Genomic DNA, 559 nt, shown 5'->3' with positions numbered 1-559 from the left:
CGGATCTTCACCCGCAGCGCATCGAAGAACACCACCGAGCAGACCGGCTCCAGCGGCCGGCTCTGCCAGGCGGCGATCTCGTCCAGCACGGCATCGGTGACGGCGCTGACCAGGTCCGGCGAGACCTCGATGCCGTAGAGCTCACGCAGATGGCCGACGGTCTCCCGCGCGCTCATGCCGCGGGCGTACATCGAGATCACCTTGTCATCGAAGCCGGGGAAGCGCCGCTGGTACTTGGCAATCAGTTGCGGCTCAAAGCTCGCCTGTCGGTCCCGTGGGATCTCCAGGGCCAGCTTGCCGCTGTCGGTCACCACCGACTTCCGGCCATAGCCGTTGCGGCTGTTGCCCTCGCCACCGTCTCCGGCCAGGTGGTGGTCCATCTCGGCGTTCAGCGCCCGCTCGGCGAGCGCCTTCTTCAGCTCGTCCAGCAGGCCGCCCTGCTCGAAGGCCGACCGGGCACCGGCGCCCGCCAGCAACTGGTCCAGGACCGCGTCCGGGATCCGCGGCTCTTTCCGTCGGGCCATAGGGGGTCTCCTTCGTCCCTACTATGCCCCGCCCC

The 559-nt window shown here is 68.9% G+C and carries 1 protein-coding gene; it reads right to left on the bottom strand.

Translation table 11 applies throughout. The features are described 5' to 3' along the window. A partial coding sequence (locus QMO56_RS26885) for a transposase (RefSeq protein WP_283530709.1) occupies positions 1 to 524 on the bottom strand: 524 nt, incomplete at its 3' end. Positions 525 to 559: the final 35 nt, after the last annotated feature.

The organism is Roseomonas sp. E05 (assembly GCF_030063475.1).
Lineage (GTDB): Bacteria > Pseudomonadota > Alphaproteobacteria > Acetobacterales > Acetobacteraceae > Pseudoroseomonas.
Note: the sequence above shows the minus strand (reverse complement) of the source record. Positions and strands in the feature narration are given on the sequence as shown.